At 59.5% G+C, this 17,685-nt stretch carries 13 protein-coding genes; 3 read left to right on the top strand and 10 right to left on the bottom strand.

The window, feature by feature from the left end; translation table 11 throughout:
• Positions 1-64: 64 nt before the first annotated feature.
• Entirely contained in the window at positions 65-1,936 is a 1,872-nt protein-coding gene (locus SH664x_RS07690; protein WP_437206429.1) for a PQQ-dependent sugar dehydrogenase, read from the bottom strand.
• Between the two features lie 277 nt (positions 1,937-2,213).
• Here SH664x_RS07690 and SH664x_RS07695 point away from each other — a divergent pair, with 277 nt between their 5' ends.
• Together SH664x_RS07695 and SH664x_RS07700 are read left to right on the top strand one after the other, a co-directional pair.
• Positions 2,214-3,098 carry a CPBP family intramembrane glutamic endopeptidase gene (locus tag SH664x_RS07695; protein WP_437206431.1) on the top strand — a complete coding sequence of 295 codons (885 nt, stop codon included), beginning with the start codon at positions 2,214-2,216 and terminating at the stop codon, positions 3,096-3,098.
• 89 nt (positions 3,099-3,187) lie between these two features.
• Positions 3,188-3,844 carry a hypothetical protein gene (locus SH664x_RS07700; protein ID WP_437206432.1) on the top strand — a complete coding sequence of 219 codons (657 nt, stop codon included), beginning with the start codon at positions 3,188-3,190 and terminating at the stop codon, positions 3,842-3,844.
• Between the two features lie 125 nt (positions 3,845-3,969).
• Here the strand turns inward: SH664x_RS07700 and SH664x_RS07705 are convergent, their stop codons facing one another.
• From SH664x_RS07705 to SH664x_RS07715, 3 genes are all read right to left on the bottom strand, one after another.
• On the bottom strand, positions 3,970-4,473 hold the full coding sequence (locus SH664x_RS07705) for a hypothetical protein (protein ID WP_437206433.1): 504 nt from the start codon (positions 4,471-4,473) through the stop codon (positions 3,970-3,972).
• Between the two features lie 462 nt (positions 4,474-4,935).
• On the bottom strand, positions 4,936-6,399 hold the full coding sequence (locus tag SH664x_RS07710; RefSeq protein WP_437206435.1) for an amidohydrolase: 1,464 nt from the start codon (positions 6,397-6,399) through the stop codon (positions 4,936-4,938).
• 145 nt (positions 6,400-6,544) lie between these two features.
• Positions 6,545-8,221, bottom strand: coding sequence for a GGDEF domain-containing protein (locus tag SH664x_RS07715; RefSeq protein WP_437206437.1), 1,677 nt, complete (start codon positions 8,219-8,221; stop codon positions 6,545-6,547).
• A gap of 237 nt (positions 8,222-8,458) precedes the next feature.
• Between SH664x_RS07715 and SH664x_RS07720 the strand changes: the two genes are divergently transcribed.
• Entirely contained in the window at positions 8,459-11,731 is a 3,273-nt protein-coding gene (locus SH664x_RS07720) for a response regulator (RefSeq protein ID WP_437206439.1), read from the top strand.
• 80 nt (positions 11,732-11,811) lie between these two features.
• Here the strand turns inward: SH664x_RS07720 and SH664x_RS07725 are convergent, their stop codons facing one another.
• The 6 genes from SH664x_RS07725 to SH664x_RS07750 form a co-directional block, all read right to left on the bottom strand.
• Positions 11,812-12,900, bottom strand: coding sequence for a hypothetical protein (locus tag SH664x_RS07725; protein WP_437206440.1), 1,089 nt, complete (start codon positions 12,898-12,900; stop codon positions 11,812-11,814).
• 65 nt (positions 12,901-12,965) lie between these two features.
• Entirely contained in the window at positions 12,966-14,870 is a 1,905-nt protein-coding gene (locus tag SH664x_RS07730; protein ID WP_437206441.1) for a hypothetical protein, read from the bottom strand.
• Positions 14,871-14,944: 74 nt separating this feature from the next.
• Positions 14,945-15,388 (bottom strand): hypothetical protein, encoded by a 444-nt coding sequence (locus tag SH664x_RS07735; RefSeq protein ID WP_437206443.1) that lies wholly within the window; start codon positions 15,386-15,388, stop codon positions 14,945-14,947.
• Between the two features lie 154 nt (positions 15,389-15,542).
• Complete coding sequence (locus SH664x_RS07740) at positions 15,543-16,451, bottom strand: hypothetical protein (protein ID WP_437206445.1); 909 nt, start codon at positions 16,449-16,451, stop codon at positions 15,543-15,545.
• A 174-nt stretch (positions 16,452-16,625) separates the two neighbouring features.
• Positions 16,626-17,138, bottom strand: coding sequence for a hypothetical protein (locus SH664x_RS07745; protein ID WP_437206446.1), 513 nt, complete (start codon positions 17,136-17,138; stop codon positions 16,626-16,628).
• A 78-nt stretch (positions 17,139-17,216) separates the two neighbouring features.
• The gene (locus SH664x_RS07750; protein WP_437206448.1) at positions 17,217-17,669 is read right to left on the bottom strand and encodes a hypothetical protein; all 453 of its coding nucleotides are present in this window, start codon (positions 17,667-17,669) and stop codon (positions 17,217-17,219) included.
• Positions 17,670-17,685: the final 16 nt, after the last annotated feature.

The following is a 17,685-nucleotide window of genomic DNA, read 5'->3' on the forward strand; positions in this document are numbered from 1 at the left end:
CGATGAAAGTTTCTCGAACGACGGCAATGAGCGCGGATCACGCTGCTGAGTCACACCTGCCGGATTATTTCTTCACAAACTTGTAAATGCCCCGTCCATTGGGAGCGACGGTGCAGAAGTAGGTTTCCCCGTTGGCGTCCTCACCGAAGCTCAGGATCGGAAGTCCGTTGCTGGGCACGCTTTCATTGGAAATCACGACGTTCTTTTCCGTGTCGTACTTCAGAGCCCAGACCAGCCCCGTGACATAGTCGGCGTACAGGTATTTGCCTTCCAGTTCGGGACGGGCCTTGCCGCGATAGACATTCCCACCGGTGATGGATTTGCCCAGCAGGTGGTCGTATTCCCAGATCGGTTGTTCGAGCTTTTCCTCGCGGGCGATCTTGCGGTTGTAGAAGGGGTGTTCCCCTTCGACCATGTTCCAGCCGTAGTTTCCACCCTTCTTGATCAGGAAAATTTCTTCCCAGAGGTTCTGGCCGACTTCGCCGCACCACAGGTCGCCGGTCTTGCTGTCGAAGGCGATCCGCCACGGATTGCGAACCCCGTAAGCGTAGATTTCCGGAGCCGCCGAGGAGTCGCCGACAAACGGATTGTCTTTCGGAATGCCGTAGTTCTGACCCTCAGCCGGATGGTCGACGTCGATCCGCAGGATCTTGCCGAGCAGGGTATTCAGCTTCTGGCCGTTTCCGTGGGGGTCACGGCCTGAGCCTCCGTCACCCAGTGCAATATAAAGGTTTCCGTCCGGTCCGAAGACCACGGTCCCCCCATTGTGATTCCAGAACGGCTGATCGATCCGCATGATTTCCAGTTCGGATTTTGGATCGGCTTTGCCGTCCTTGACCGTAAAACGGGAGACGATAGAGATCAGGCCGGGCTTGGCGGTGTAATACAGATAGACGTAGCCGTTCTTCTTGAAATCGGGATGGAAGGCAATCCCCAGGAGTCCCTGCTCGTTCGCCCTGTCCGAATACTCGACCTTGTCACGGATATCGAGTACGAGCTTGGCGTTCTCAACGTCGGGATGGTTGTCGAACGAGTACACGGCTCCCCATTGATCCCCGACGTAAATCTTATTGCTGTCGTCATTCGGGGAGGCGAGGAAGATTGTGCGGAAGGGACGCGGACGACCGTCGGCGTCGACCGGTTCCCAGCCTTCCAGCTTCAGTTTGGGAAACGCCAGTTCGGCTTTCAGGTCGAGTGTGGCATCAGATGGATTGGGGACAGCACCGTTCTCCAGTCGTGGACGAATCTTGATGTTCCGGAAGGCAACTTCGTCGCCGTGGTCCTGCAGGCAGATGTGGCCCTTCAATGTCTTGCCAAAGTTGGGCCAGGATTTGAATTTGCTGTCGGCGATTCGCTTGTTCCAGTCATCACTTCCAATCTGGAATGTCTCGTAGGGAATTCCGTTCATGTAGACTTCGCACTGTTTCGGTCCGATCGCCAGGAACAGCGAATTCCATTCACCAGCAGGGCGAGTGGCGTCGATCACTCCCCCATTTTTGTCTGCCTTGGGGGAGTACAGCTGGTACAGCCAGCCTGCTTTCTGCTTGTCCTTCCCCTTCTGATTGTCCTGGATCTGGATTTCGGGACCGGTCTGGTACGGCTGGGGATCCGTTTCCTGGACCATAAACATCACTCCGCTATTTCCCCCTTCGGAGATTTTGTATTCCAACTGCAGGTCGAAGTATTCGTACTTGTCCTTCGTAATCAGGTTCCCCGCCTTGTCTTTGCGAACCAGAGCCCCGTCCTCGACCACCCAGTTCGGGTTGGCGGCTTCTTCCTTGTAGTTTCTCCAGCCGTCGGTCGTCTTGCCGTCGAACAACAGCTTCCAGCCCCCCCGCTTCTCAAAGGCGTTTAACTCATTGGGACCTTCGGCGAAGACGATTCCGGCCTGCAAGAGGGTACAGAATGCGATGGCTGCGAATAGGTAGTTCTTCATGTCCGTCTGGGTTCCTGAGTGAGTGGTGAGGCGGGTGTGGCCCGCCCGGGGGACCGGGTGGGTAGACGCGGGATCTCATACCTGGGACGAAAACGAATCGCGATACTATCGGAGGCATCCCTGATCCGCAAAGCAACTGCCACCGATCTGCTGTAAACTGTTTTGTGAGGAGCGGTCGGGGGCGAGGCGCGGAACCCACACCCTTGTCGCTACCCGCATTGCGGTTCGCATTCGGGAGAATCCCGGTTCGAATCCCGGAGCCGGTCACTGTTGCTGGATGCGGTTTCGCCCTAAAGTGGGAGCGATCACAAATTTTGCGTGGGTAGATGTCGTGGCCAATGAGAGTGAACTGATCACGCAGCTTTTGTCGCTGACCGTCACCCTGCCGCTGGTCGCCAGCCTGATCTTCTGGGTCTGGGGGATGCGGCAGCTGGTTCAGGGAAGGCCGCTGCTCCCCGCCCGTTTCCGGAGCCCGGACAGGACGGTCCCTCCTGCAATCATCGTGTTTACCGGTCTGTGGATCGTGATGAACCTGGTGCAGTCTGCTCCTCCGCCCGGGGACTTCGATTCCGGCCAGATCCTCGCCAATGCCCGAGTCCAGTTCTATTTGATGTGCGGACTGGCGGGGACATTGCTGCTGCTGTTTACTCTCCTTTGTCGTCGACCCTTGCAGCTTGTCAAACTCGGATTTCGAGTGGACCATCTGACAGAGCAGGTGTCAATCGGTGTCATAGGGGCGATTGCTTCGCTTGTGCCTGTGCTGCTGACCCTGTTGCTGACGTATCCCCTGAGATCCGAAGAGACAGTCCATGCGTTGCTGCGGCTGCTGGCCGAGCGGGGATTTACGTCGGAGATGATTCCGATTGTCGTGCTGGCGGTGGTACTGGCTCCCCTGCTGGAGGAACTGATGTACCGCGTCACGTTGCAGAACTGGCTGGTCGATCATTTGAACCCCGTCGGGGGGATTGTCCTGACCTCGCTGATCTTTGCCTGCGCCCACGGATTTCCGGATTCGATCGGAATCTTTGTTCTCGCCCTCGGGCTGGGGTACGTTTATCACCGGAGCCGAAGCGTGCTGGCCGTCATGCTGATGCACTCGCTGTTCAATGCCTACAATGTCTGGAGCGTTCTGGTTTCCCAGTTGCAGGAGTCCGGAGCCTGACCGTCGCGGGAATCGATTCGACGGCGAATGGTGTGGGCGAGAGTTTTGACCGGCCACGGGTGTCAGATCTACAGGGGACTCTGCTGCTGATGTCGATTGTTCCGACTGCTTTTCTGTTTCGATATACCCTCCCGGTCCAGCGTGTCGATCGACTGCCGCGTGCGAAAGCGCCGCTGCTCGCCCTCCCGGAGAGTTGCCGCGTTCCCTGGCCTTCCCAACTGGATGACCCACAGCAGTTTGCTGAACTGTCACTGGCTTGGAATCCTCAGGGACTGGCCGTCCAGGTGACGGTCACCGGCAGCCAAGAAGCGCCGATTGGCCTCCCCGAGACGGCGAACCCTTACGACGCGGTACTGGTGTGGATTGATACGCGCGACACACAGACACTGCATCGCGGTACCCGCTTTTGCCATCACTTCGGTGCGATTCCGACGGGCGGGGGCAAAGCCGGTGACGAACCGGTGATGAAGCAGGTGTCGGTTCCCCGGGCTCGTGAAGAAGCCCCGGCAGCTGATCCCGATTCCTTCCTTGTGGAAGCGGATGTCCGGCCGGACGGGTATCGGCTGAGCCTGTGGTTTTCGGCAGACGCGTTGCACGGTTTTGATCCTGCCACGCAGCCGCGACTCGGCTTTTACATCACCGTCCACGCCCGGCATCAAGGGAAGCAGGTTCTCTCGGTGCCGGATGATTTCCCTTATGAGGCAGACCCGAGCCAATGGGTCAGCCTGGAACTGAAAGACGTCTAGCGGGCTGTCTGGCGGGGGGCCGACCGGAGAATCGGTCCGTGCGAACGTTGCCAGCACCTGACGGCGGGGGCACTCTCCCGAGTGGAAGGCCCCGGGCTGTGACGGCGCCTGCGAGACTCTGCCGCTCAGGGGACTGTCGGAGCCGTGGCGAGCAGGTCGTCAATCAGCCGCAACAGGACTTCCTGCGTCACCTGAATGTCGACCGCCTGCCGGCCCGGATGTCCGGTCGTCGACTGGTAACGCTTCATGACGAAATGACCCGATCCGGAAGAGGAGAGCATCATCTCGTAGTACTGAGTGCCGCTCGATTGCTGTTGCGGCGGCGTGGAGCGGATCAGCACATGGCCTGCCGCAGGATCGAACTCCAGCGGGCCGATATTTTCCAGCAGATAAGTAATTTTTCGGCTGAGCGCTTCCGCCCATTTCTTCAGGGCATCAAAAGGCGAATTCTGAAGCTGCGGGACAAAGAGGGCCAGCTCCGAGAATGCGCAGCTCAGCGTATCGACGGCGGTCAACTCAATGCGCAGACTTAACCCGGACGGTTCACTGACCTGCAACGAAGTCGGCATCGCCGTTCCCGCTGCACGCAATGATTTCAGTTCGAGTTCAACCTGGCTGGATAAACCCATTCGAGAAACTCCGCAGCTTCAGATGCCGCTCTCAGAAGCGCCCGTTGTGAATCTCGCTCTGTTTTCAGAACAGAGTGCGAACTCACTATTCTATTCCCGCGGCAGCACATCAGGCTAGAGCAGGTTGCTCTTGCGAAGTGCTGGGCCATGTGTTCTCGATTCATCAATGGCACACGCCCCGTGGTGAGCACGTGGTGATTTTCTCCCGAAGCGGGGGTGCGGAGCCCCGATTTTCACCACAGAGGCACGGAGGACACTGAGAAAAGCAGGGGGCAACCTGCGCTTCCCGCGATCTCAGGGTTTCCACCTGCTGTCCCGTGACCCTCGTGGTGAAACCGCTTGAAAGCATCTCGGAATTCACGAGAGGGTTTTGACTTTTGAGGCCCCGTTCTTGCCTCGCGGAATTGAGCATTTCATCACACGAAACGCTTGCTGGGCGGTCACTGGAAAAAGCAACCTGCTCTAGCGGATCGTTTTTGGAGCGATTTGCCCTTCCGGAATGAGAGTCTTGTATTCGCGCTGGTCCATCCGGCGATCGAAGTCCGCTTTGGCTGCCGCGCGCAGATCGGCATCCTGCAGAAGTTGGATCGCCGTCGTAGCCAATGTTTTCGCGGCGTAAAGAGCACCCTTCTCGCCGATCGAGGACCCGGCATAGGAGACAATCTGCCAGCTATGACCTGGAGCCTCAGCACCCTGGCAGACTGCATAAAACCCGCTCGTCGGAATCTTCCAGCTGATGTCCCCCACATCGGTCGAACCACGCGATCCCACGAGCCCTGCCGCTTCAACATCTTCTTTCAGGACCTTGGAAACGGGTTTGGAGTTGCCGTTCAGAGAAAGTTCCTGAATCCTGGTGGCGAATTCATGTTCCTCCGGAGTGAACTGCGGCGCCCCGAGCTTTCTCAGGTTCGAGTCAATGGCTTCTCCGATGGGAGTGTTCCCAATGACTTCATGGCAATCCGTATCGATCTGGACGTCCACACGAGTCTGGGTCATTAAAGCCGCTCCCTCTGCAATCTGCTTCACCCACGCGAAATTCTCTTCGACGGTTTCATGCGCATTGGCGCGGATGTAGTACCAGACAGTGGCCTCCGGCGGAACGATATTCGGCTGTCCGCCCCCGTTCGTGATGACGTAGTGCAGGCGGGCATCTTCGGTGATGTGTTCCCGCATGTAGTTCGTCCCGACATTCATCAGTTCGACGGCATCGAGTGCACTGCGACCTTGGGTGGGAGTTCCCGATGCGTGCGAGGCGGTTCCGTGAAACGTGAACTTCACAGAGAGCGCTGCCTTGGCTCCGCCGGGGTTGGCGGCATTTCGTCCACCCGGATGCCAGTGGAGGCAGGCATCGAGATCGTCGAACTGACCGTCGAGCAGCATGTACACCTTCCCAATGAGTGTTTCTTCCGCCGGCGTCCCGTAAATTCGAATGGTGCCGGGAAGCTGGTGTTTGTCCATCGCCTCCTTCAATGCCAGACCCGCGCCCAGACTCGCGGTCCCCAGGAGGTTGTGCCCGCAGCCATGCCCCGGACGTCCCTCTTCCAGGGGCTCACGATAGGGAACGGATTGCTGGGAGAGTTCAGGGAGTGCATCGTACTCCGCCAGAATTCCGATGATGGGAGATCCTGACCCATAGGTCGCCACGAAGGCGGTCGGCATGTTCGAGACACCGGTCTCGACGGTGAATCCGTTCTGCCGCAGTTTCGCGACAAGCAGCGCGGCAGACTGTTTTTCCTCCAGTCCGACTTCAGCAAACTTCCAGATCGAGCGGCTGACTTCTTTCAACTCTTCCGCCCGTCGATCAATTTCCGAGAGTGCCGTTTGCTGCGGTTCGTTGAACGGTGGGGAATTGGGATCGTTTGCCCAGACAGCAGACAGGAACATCGCGAAGTACAGTGAAAGGAAAGCGGCACGGACAAGTCGCATAAGTCAGAAGCTCCCGCAAACCAGCATGAAGAATGAATGCTGTCGGGAGTCTAATCTGTCAGTTGTCGTTGCGACAGCGAGCATTGTGGACGTAAGGCGAGCGCGAACGTTCGTGAACCCCGCACGGCAACGGCATCGATGGCTTTTAGAGGCTGGCGAGGGCCGTGTCGAGATTGCGGGTTGCGAGCATTACCCGATTGCGTCCTTCACGCTTGGCGGCGTAGAGGGCGGCATCGACCTGGCTGAGCAGGTCGCCTGCGGTGACACCGTGGAGCGGGCAACTCCCCACACCGACTGAGACCGACATCTGGAGAGAGTAATCTCCGATGGAGACCGGTTGTTCATGAACCGCGCGAAGGACTTCATCTGCCATGCGCTTGGCTCCTGCCAGGGAGACTTCCGGCAGAAGCACGGCGAACTCTTCACCACCAAAGCGTGCCACCAGCGGTCGATCTGCGACACGGCCCCGTTGCACAGTGCGCTGAATGATCTGGGCGATAGCCTTTAAGGCGGCGTCGCCGGCAGGATGGCCATAGGTATCGTTGACCGACTTGAAATGGTCGACGTCGATCAGCAGCAGACTGCAGGCCTCGTGAGAGAGCTCACACTGCCGCAGCAGCTTCCTCAGTTCCTGATCAAACGTGTGGCGATTCGCCACCTGGGTCAGGGCATCGCGCCGGGCCCGGTCTTCGAGCTGCATACGGTTCAGTTCCCGCTCCAGCGTCTGCATCAGAAACTGGGTCGCCCAGAGAATCAGTTCCTCGTGGACCTGTCCGGCGCAGACCTGATCGCGACTGGTGAGAATCAGCAGGCCGGATTGGTTGGAGAGGTGATTCGCGGGAGCGAACACGACCGTCTGCAGCAGCAGTTCCCCCTCCGAGGGAATCATGCCGGTGAGATTCAGATTCAGTAAACGGGAGGGTGGGGCGTGCCTTGCAATGAGCAACTCCTCAAGCTGCTGCCAGCGGGCAAAGGTATGGGAGTCGACGGACCGGCCACCCGTCGCGAAATGACTGACGGGCAAGGCGTCGACCCGGTCATCAAGGTACAGACTCGCCCGCTCAAATCCGGTCAGGGTCGCCAGACGTGAGAGAAATTCTTCCAGCAGTTCCCGCGGCGAACTGAAAGCGATATCGGTGACCGTCCGCAATTCCAGCATGTCGCGGACAAGGGCCGTTTCCTGCGGAGTCCAGTGATGCTGCATGGCCACGGGCCACGACATTCCCTGGACCAGCCGCGCCAATTGTTCGCAGTCGTCGTGATCCGAGCCGCTGATGCAGGGAATCCCCGAAGTGACCAGAACCGGATCAAGTGGCGTGCCTTGGCCACATTGGAACGCGAACAGCTGCCGCCAGTCTCCCGTCGGATGGGAGGGGGTGATCTGAAAATCACTCTGGTCGGCGGAGAGCTCCAGCCAGGAATTCTCCTTGAGTCTGCGGCCGACAGAACGGGAGAGCGTCAGCGTGCGCCGAGCGGCTCCTTCCTTGGAGTGGTTCTGCAGCGTCTGCCCATTCGGAGAGATGAGCCACGCTTCAAAGTTGCCTGCATAAGCGGTGGCGTCCGTTAGCAGGTGAACGACCGATTCCCAGGAATGTTCCCGATTCGACGTGCTGCGCAGCCAGGCGATTTCGAATCGCTGGGCGGCATTTTCGCGAGTCAGTTCGATCAACCGCGCGGCAGCGGGCGGATCTGTGCTTTCATTGGTGGACTGTCCGCGGTGCATCCTTTCCACGGTCAGCCAGTGCCGCAGGAAACTGATCCCTGCGGTCAACAACATGAGTCCGCCGACGACAGTGGCGGAAAACGCAACGAACTCTGACACGGCAAATCCTTTAGACAAAATCAGAGAACTGGAGAATAAAGCGAGAGAATGACTTCTGGGGAGATCTGCAGAACGAATAGCTGGAAAAATCGATGTTGACGGGACGCAACGTCTCCGTCCGATTGATACAATCGCTACGGAATCGGACATGGGGCAATGAATCCGGAGTTCTCGGGGAAATCAGACCTCCTGCCGGGTTCACGGATTGCATCACTTTGAGGGGAGAGATACCGCTCAATGACCACATCGACACAGCCGGGTGATGACCGGTCCCGTCTGCTGTTGACCCTGCTGTTGGCGCTCGGCATTTTTGCCGTGGGGTTTCTCATTGACCGTGCTATCGTGTCATGGCTGCTGTTCGTGGCCCTGCAGGTGCTGGCGCTGACGCTGAACCGGGGCCGCATGGTGTGGCGGTTCGCGTTCCTGTTCATGGGATTGTGTCTGATTCAGTATGCCTGGTCGGAACACACTTGGAACGACAGGGAATTCGCAATCATCACCAATCTGGCGCTGTCGATTTTCGTCATCTGGACAACTGCGTTTCTGGGAAAAAACTGGGCAACGACACAGGACCGGATCCTCGCGGCGAACGAGACGCTCGACTTCCGGATTCGCGAACGGACCCGGGAGTTGCAGCAGGCTGTCGACGATTTGCAGCGGGAAGCCTCTCACCGGGAGCAGACTCAGGCCGCACTGGCTTACGAGAAGATTCTGCTCGACGGGCTGATGGACGCAGTTCCCGACAATATCTATTTCAAGGACCGGGAAGGACGCTTTCTGCGCATTAACCGGGCCAAGGCGGTCCGCTCCGGACTCTCTTCTCCGGAAGAGGCTGTCGGCAGGACCGACTACGACTTCTTCCAGTCCGAGCACGCCGCAGCGACGATGCGTCTGGAAGCAGAGATCATCAGCAGCGGGCAACCTCTCATCAATCATGAAGAGCGTCTGGTCTGGCCGGACGGGCGTGTCTCCTGGGCTTCAACGACAAAGGTGCCGTTGCGGCATCCCGATGGCACGGTGCTGGGCACACTGGGGATCTCACGCGATATCACCGAACTGCACGAAACCGGTGAAGCACTGCAGGTGCAGCGGGATCGCCTGCGGACGCTGATCGACCATCTGCCGGACTATGTGTTTATCAAAGATGCAGATTCTCGGTTTGTGACCGTGAACCGCGCCCACATTCAGATGTTCGCCGCGCAGAACGAAAGTGAAATCATCGGCAAGGACGACTTCGATTTCGTCAGCCGGGAACAGGCGGAACAGTTCCGCGCCGATGACAGGCATGTGATGCAGACCGGGCGGACCTTGTTCAACCGGGAAGAAGGGCAGGTCCTTCCCAACGGTGAAAAGCGGTGGGTCATTACGACGAAGGTTCCGCTTCGCAATCCGGAAGGGCAAATTGTCGGGCTGGTTGGAATCGCCCGCGACATTACGAATCGTAAACGAGCAGAACAGGAATTGCGGGCTGCCAAGGAAGCCGCGGAGGTCGCCAATCGGGCCAAAAGCGAATTTCTGGCGAATATGAGCCATGAAATCCGCACCCCGATGAACGCCATCATCGGTATGTCGGAGCTGGTACTCGACACCAACCTGACCGCGCAGCAGCGGGACTATCTGGAAACAGTCATCAATTCCGCTGAGTCGCTGATGGGAATCATCAACGACATTCTCGACTTCTCGAAGATCGAGTCCGGGCGGTTTGAACTCGACGATTACCCGATCGAGGTGCGGGAATGGCTGGGAGATTCCATTAAGCCGCTGGCGATTCGCGCGCACGCCAAGCAGCTGGAGCTCGCCTGTCACATCGCACCGGACATCCCGCGATTCATCCGCGGGGACGGATTGCGACTGCGGCAGATTGTGGTGAATCTGCTGGGGAACGCGATCAAGTTTACGCCGGCTGGTGAAGTCCTGCTGGATGTGCGACTGCAGTCGATCGAGGATTCGCGGCTGGTGCTGCATTTTCGCGTTTCCGATACGGGCATCGGCATCTCGCCGGATCAGCAGGAGCGGGTCTTTGAGGCGTTCGAGCAGGCCGACATGTCGACGACCCGCAACTACGGCGGGACTGGTCTGGGACTGGCGATCTCGTCGCGGCTGGTCAAGCTGATGGGAGGACAGATCTGGGTCGAGAGTGAACTGGGAGCGGGAAGTACGTTCCATTTCACTGCCAATTTCGGAGCCGTTGATCCCGAGGAGGTTCCGACCCGCAGCGAAGACATCAGTGCTCTGGAAGGTCTGAAGGTGCTGATCGTTGACGACAACGAGACCAATCGCCGCATTCTGGAAGAGATGTGCGAGAACTGGCGGATGAGACCCGCCACCGTCAGCGGCGCGATGGACGCCATCGACGCCCTGCACACAGCATTTGATAGCGGCGAACCGTATGATCTGGTGATTACCGACGCGAGCATGCCCGAAGTCGACGGGTTTGCCATGGCGGAATCGATTCACCACGATGACCGCATCGGCAGCACCCTCGTCATGATGCTCAGCTCGATGGACCGGCAGCACGATATCGCCCGCTGCGAGGAACTGGGGATTCGTTCCTATCTGACGAAGCCGATCAAGCAGTCCGATCTCTTCGACGCGATTGTTTCTGTGCTCGACCTGTCTGTCATCCCCGACGCTCGTCCGCTCACGACCAGCAGCCAGCTGCCGCAAGTGCGGCCTCTGCGCATCCTGCTGGCGGAAGACAGTCTCGCCAATCAGAAGCTGGCGGTCGGCCTGCTCTCCCGCTGGGGCCATCAGACCACGGTGGCGAATAATGGACGTGAGGCCCTGGAGGCGGTTCAACGCGAGCCGTTCGATATCGTTCTGATGGACGTGCAGATGCCGGAAATCGATGGACTTTCGGCGACGCAACAAATCCGGCAACTGCAGTCGACCGGAAAACTGCGGCCTCTCCCGATCGTCGCCATGACAGCCCATGCGATGAAAGGAGATCGCGAACGGTGTCTGGAGGCGGGGATGGATGACTATGTCTCCAAGCCGGTCCGGCCGCTCGATCTGGCGAGCGTGCTGGCTCACTTCTGCGGTGAGGACTCCAGCGTGCAGGAGAGCAGGACTCACCTTCCCGAAACGGATGAGGCGAGGGCGTTTGAGAACTCGGATTCAAAGGTGCCAGAGAATCACGAAGCGAGCGCAGGAAATCAGGAACCAACGCGGTCCTCCATCAACTGGGGAACGTTCCTGAAAAATGTCCAGGGAGATCAACAATTGGCGCGCGATGTGGCGCAGGCATATCTGGAAGAAACCCCAGGCTTGGTCGATCAACTTGCCCAAGCGCTGCTGCAGTCCGATGACAAGACTGCCCGGCGACTGGCGCACACGATCAAGGGATCGCTGCGAACGCTCGGGTCTCCCTCGGAAACGAAGCTGAGTGAGCTGGAGCAGCTGCTCAGTGTTCCGGACTGGGAGGCGGCACAAAGGATGTTTGCTGCGCTCCCCCTTGAACTGGAGCAGGTGGAAGCCGCCGTCCGTGCGCAGCTGGAGCAGTCAGCCTGACCTGCCATGTCCGGTGAGTTTCTGGCTGCGGGAAGAGACCCAGGTGTTCGCGTGACCCCGAATCGGTTCCGGTCCATCGCTCAACCCCGCTCCGTGAGGTCGACCGGAGTTTCGCGGATTCCGTCGATCACACGCTGTAAGGGGGCAGCGGGAGCCGGTTCCTTTGCAGTAGCCGCTTGTGAGGGGCGACTCGCCGGTGCCGGCCAGTGATGGGGCCGGAAGTCGCGCATGGCCACCAACCGGTGGTGGGGGGATGGCTCCCCGCCTGTCGTCTTGTCCCCACCGGTATACTTTCCGCGAGTCATTTCCTTCCCGGGATTTCCCAGCGCCTGCCGGATCTGTTCGCACGCCTGTTGAGCGTCAACGTAGGGAAAGAAATCGTTCAGTCGGCTGCCAGGAGTGGCACTGATCAACGACAGCCCGGCCAGCGCCATCGCCCGGCGGCAGAGACGGAGATACTGCACGACGCGGAAATAATGGAAGTCCGTTTGAATGGCGGCGGCGAGCGGCTTGACTTCATCGAAATGATACTGCGGCGAGGTGCCTGCCGATTCGAGGGAGGAGCGGCTGATGCCCGCCCGTTCACACCGTTTCACCAAGTCTCCCAATAATTCTCCGGGCTGCGGTCGAATGTCCGACTTCGCCGCCAGAGTCAGGAGCGATGTGGAAGGAGCGACCCTCAATTCGCAACCGGCGAGGTACAGCGTACGAAAGCCCAGTTGCCAGGCAATCACGATCGCCTGGATCAGCGAGTCCTGCCAGTCCGTGATCCCGTCTGCACTCGTCAGAAAGTCATGGAAACCTTGTTCTTTCCGCCGCTCAAAAAAGAACAGCCCCGGAGCCTCGCAGACTTTGTAGGTCGTGTCGGGAATCAGATCCATCGCCCGGCAGCCATGCACGAATTTGATAATGGCGGGATCGAGATAGATCGACCGTTGAAATCGGGAGGTCGGGTCGTAGCTTGTCCAGAACTGAGGACGAAGCAGCCCGGAGCCCGCCAGATTCAGTGCGAATTTCGGCCCCGGAGTGGCCACCATCTCGGCAATGGGGAGCGTCGCCAGTGAGGGTCCTCCGCCAATGATCCAGCAGGGGGTGGCTGTCGGCCCGGCAAACAGATTCCCGAGCTCAATCGCGAGACGGGTCCCGTCGGTCTGCTGTCGATAGAACATGTCAGGGTCCCCTCGTTCCAACTTGCCCGGACAGAATTGACTGACGCGAAATGCAATTCACGTGCTCAGTCGCTCCAAACGAAGGTCAGCCCTTCGGAGCTGTCACTCGACTGCAATGCAGAGGACATCCCGCCGCTGGAAGGGGGCAGGCCGCTCGAATCACTTTCTCCCGAGGAACCCCCGCTGCTGGAGCCTCGCTCGGGAGACGAAGCCCCTCCCGACGAACTCTCGCCGCTTTCCGGGAAGCTGCCCGATGAATCGCTCAGTCCCGAGGTGATTTTTCCATCCGATGAACCCTCGCTTTCTCCCGAAAGGCCCTCCCCGGAAGACCCGTTGGTTCCGGACAAATCTTCGTCGCTCGACTCATCGATTCCGGAGGAGTCGCCCGAAGACGCGGCATCACCGGACGACGCTCCTCTGGACGAGTCTGGCGATGAGGATTCGGGCCAACTTGAAGCGCCCGAAGAACTGGCCCCGATGGCTCCCGAGCTTCCTCCCCCTGAGGGAAGGTCGGTCGATTCCGTCGCTCCTTCTGAATCTGTGCCTTCAGAGGTCAGGTTGTCCGAGGATGCGGATTCCGGACCGCTGGATTCGTCCGGTTCACTGTCGGTTTCACCGCTGGAGACTTCACCGGAAATACCGGACTCTCCCCCCGATGAGCCGGTCGAGTGATGAGGATCGCTCCCATTTCCCCCGGAATCGTTGTTGTCCCCTGAGGAGCCGGAGTCCGCCGAGTCGCCTGGACCATCGTCATCGGGGAGTGATGACGGGAGACTGACGGGGCCACCGGCGAGCACCTGTTCCGGCAGTTCCCAGCGTTCATCCTGGGGAGGCTCCGGCCAGAGTTCCCGGGGGTTGTCCGGTCCCAGCTCGAGTCGATAGCGGACCGTATTCTCAAACAGCACCCGCACCGTTTCGAGTCGAGCGGTGATCAGCTCATTCCCGAGACGGTCTTCCAGGCGAATTCGTCCTTCCCATGGACGCAGCAGCGCCGATTGGGGAACGGTCTCCAGCAGATATCGGCTCAGAGGCTGGGAGTAAATCCGGAAGAACTCGCGGGCGAAGGCAAGGGAATCCTCCTGCGTTCTGATCCAGGGGAGCCAGAGCCGAATCCGGCGATCCCCATAGTCTTGCCGACTGAGGGGCTGCACGTAGTTTCCCCGCCAGCGGTAAGAACGTCGGGCGATCATGTCGGAATGCTCGCGCTGGTCGTAGACGTAGTCTCCTGTCAGGAGGATGCGATTGAACAGAGTCTCGGAATCACGGATTTCAGTCAGAGCCACGAGATCCCGCTCTTCACGCAGCGTGGCCAGAACCTGCTGCCGCGGTCGGAGAAAATAGAACTTGCCGGCGGCATCCACTCCCCAGGTTGCCGACTGCGCACGGATGGCGAGATCCTTGATCAGAGCGCGGATCGATTCTTCTCCGCGGAGCTTCAAACTGGAAACGGGGGCGGCGAGCTGAGGGACCTCAATCAATCCCGGGGTGTACTGGATGTGTGAATCGGCCGCGTACTGGGTCAGCAGCAGGGCCACGACCTGTTCGGCGGAGGTGACGGCGTCGACGGTCTCGCCGGGGTAATCGGGATCCAGACCGAAGAGATCGGTCGCTCCGTAGCGATGAGGCTTGCGCCCCTCGGCCGCTGCGCCAAAACCTCCCGGGAAGATTTCGTTCAGTTCGATGGCCATCCCTTCCAGTCGCAACCGGATGCGGGCCGGGAGTTCCGCTCGTCGTTCTTCGACCCTTCCGAGATACCAGCGCACGCCGGCTTGGGCCTCGAAGCTGATCCAGTCGCCGATTTCGATTTCGGCGCGCAGCTCGAAGTCGTCGCTCAGCACGACCTCTGCGGAGCCGCACCCTCCCTGCCGTCGAAGTTCAAACCAGCAGGATTTGACGGCCCGCGGCGAGATGATCTGGGAGGCCCCGTCGGGTTGGGGACCATGATGGAGGAGTCTTCGCTGGAATGTCATGGCGGACTCGATCGGAGACAGGGACCGTAAGAGGGCTCGTTCTGCCCAGCTTGGTGATGGAGGCGGGCCACTACTCAGGGGAGCGGGCCGTCGTAGAGGACGGGATCAGCGGCGTGAATGACCACCGCATACGAGTAGATCCGCTGGTTGGAGAGATCGACCTCCAACCGCATCGTCGAGCATTTGCGAAAGTGCCGCACGTCCTCTCCCTCCGGCGCGTGGTACAGAGCGAGTGTGTAGAGGCTGTCCGCTCCCCCCTGCAGCGCCCCGCGCAGTTCCACCAGCGATTCCAGCATCGCTTCTTCGGTCAGTTTCAGTTCCCCTTCGTGACTGCCGATCTGACCTTCCAGCGTGATCTCGACCCCATCGAGGGAGACTCCCGAGATCAGGTCGCCATCGACGCGGGGGATTTTGAACTTCTGAAAGTCCCAACTGTCCCGCAGTCGACAGGTCAGGATGGGACGGGGGAGTTCAAGGATATGGGCGTCACGGACGATTGCCGGTTGAAATTCAAGCATGGACTCGCTCGTCAGGGAAAGTGTGCGTTCGAGAATGTTGTGCAGCACGGTGGAAACTTGCTCTGATGCCGAGTCAGAGCCGACTTCGCACGCGCGTTCTGATGTTCGTGCATCGACATGGGCACATCACGAGGACGGGAAAGAGCAACCTGCTCTAGCCGCGACGCGTTCTCAGCCCGATTCCCTGTCGCCGCAGATCGTCGACCAGCGAGCCGACATCGGCCGACTCACGGACATGAATCTCGATCCCGCCGAAGTGGTTGGTCGTGGCTGGAGAGTGAAGTGCAGAAGAGAGATGCGGTTGTCGGTGAGGGGGATTCCCGGGGCGGGGGATGGGGTCGGGAGCAGGCCAGCCACGCAGGGGCGGACCTGCGATTCCCAAAGGGTCCGTGGCCGGCAATGTCACGAAAAGTTGAGGAACTGGCTGGGGGAGCTTCGGCGGAGCAGGGACTCTCGGATCACGGACATCCTGTCGCGATCCGGAAGAAACGGAATGAACGGAGCTGTTGAGCGTATCGAGAAACGGCGTTCCCAACTGAGCGACAGCTTCGCGGCTCAGGACATATTCCCCTGCGGTCAATCGCGTCGAGACCTGGTCGATCCCGGTCGGCCCGCTGACCAGCCCCCCTGTCGCATATCCCCGGGGTGCGGACGCCTCACTGACGATCGATGCCGCTGTGGCGGTGAAGTCCGGTGCTGACGGGGCCCTGTTACTCCCCCAACCTGCCAGCGACAGCCCCTGCAATTGCAATGCCGTTTGCTGGGCAGCGGCCATCAACTGCTGCAGTGCGGCGAGTGCCGGCTGCACGTTCAGTGAGATCGGCACTTGCGACAGACCCCCCAGCTGCTGGCGAAGCCGTTCGACCTGCGTCCCGAGGGCCTGCAATGGACGGGAGACCTCGCTCAGCCGACTGGCGTTCTCATCGACCCCGACGTTCAAACCGGATGTCTGCGACAGTCGACTCTGAAGATCCTCCAGTAAGTCGGCGACATCTGTCAGTTCCTGTCGCAGCTCGGAGCTGTCACCGAGAATGCGGACCGTGAGCGACTCGGTAAACGACATGGGCATCGGCTCCCGCGAAGTGGATGGAGAGGGACTCGAACTCCTGATTCCCCCGGTAGGCACTGCCGGCCTTAGAGCAGGTGGCTCGTTCCAGTGCCCGCGCAACAAGCGTTTCGTGAGCTGAAATGCTCAGTGCCGCGTGGCAAGAACGGGTCGATCAAAAAACAAAATGCCTCAGCTGGAGATCCGCGAGATCGTCGGCGCGATCTGGAAGGCCTTCCCGGTGAAGGCAATCAAATTGGCGTCATCTCCTTCGGAAAGAGTCAGGGATTCGCGGTAGACCTTGGCAAACGTCACTTTTTCGGAGGCGACTCCCGCCGGATCAATCACCGTGAACTCCAACGTCAGCGTCTGCTGCTCGCCCGCGGACGAAGTGCTGACGACACCGGCGCCGGATTGAAACGTCAACATCTCGTACAGCTGCAGCGGATCACCGGAAGAATTGGCCTTGCCCACCAGTTGGGTCCATTTGGCGGTGAACGTCAATGAGACGGACTCCTCATCCCCCTTGCGGGTATGCCCCGCCGAGATGGAACCACGATCCTTCACTTCAATCGTCTGAGTCCGCTGCGTCCAGGAGAGGTCTCCTTCATCAAGCAGCACGGTCAGGGTGGCCGGCGACTCCGCACCATCTTTGATTTTCAGCTCGCCATCGCGCAGATTGCGGGTGATGTTGGAAACTGCCATGAAGTCGGTCCTTTCAGAATGAGTTGCTTCAAGAAAAATCGGTCGCCATCAGAGCGGCATCGGCTCCGGGGAGCCTGGTCAGGGTTCAAAGGGAACCGCTTCCGCCACCGCTGTGAGGGAGACGACGAGGTGTTGCAGCGTCAGTCGCGAGTCTCCTTCCTTCTCACGGCTGAGATCGCGCAGCTGCGATTCTCGCAGTCGCAGAAATCCTGCGGTAAGCGGTGGAGTGTCACCTGTGAGAAGTGGAAACTTCTGCTGGCAGAGCCCTTCGCGAATCTGGTCCACCAGTTCCATGACGCGAAGCTTGTTCGCGCTCCGGGAGAAGCAGTGGACATCGACGAGCAGACGCATCGTTGTCGCCCCTGGAACACGTTGTGGTTCTTCCTCTGCGGCGGTGATCCAGAACTCGTACCAGCAATCCAGTCCCGCGGCGATGAGCGGGACACCGGGAAACTGGGTCGGAACTCCGGCCGGTGCCGAAGCCGCCCAGAACTTTTGCAATTCTCGGGAAATGAGAGTGATTGATAACATGCGGAGTCCAGTGGAA

The sequence above is a fragment of the Planctomicrobium aquicomposti genome (genome assembly GCF_051466325.1).
Classification (GTDB): Bacteria; Planctomycetota; Planctomycetia; order Planctomycetales; family Planctomycetaceae; genus Planctomicrobium.